General features: G+C 46.3%; 1 protein-coding gene. It reads left to right on the top strand.

The window, feature by feature from the left end; all coding sequences use genetic code 11:
* Positions 1 to 246 (top strand): hypothetical protein (locus HBA93_RS22670; protein ID WP_221724735.1); only part of this gene is annotated, 246 nt, incomplete at both ends.

The raw sequence follows: 246 nt of genomic DNA on the forward strand, positions 1-246 counted from the left end.
TCTGTTTACGGCGACGGGCTGACCATCATCAATAATAACCCGTATTTTGGACGGAATGCGGATGGCACTGCCTATATCGACAATACATATAATACTGCCACTTTAGGCTTAGGGCTGCATGTCTATGGTAGTTACAACACCATTACGCAAAATGCAGATTTACTGTCTGTAGGGGCTGGCGGCGGTGGTATTCGTATTGATGGAGCTGCCAATAATCTGATTGTTGCCCCTGATGTGAGGGTTCAT

Origin of the sequence: Ochrobactrum sp. SFR4 (assembly GCF_019730395.1) — a bacterium.
In the GTDB taxonomy this organism is placed as follows: domain Bacteria; phylum Pseudomonadota; class Alphaproteobacteria; order Rhizobiales; family Rhizobiaceae; genus Pseudochrobactrum.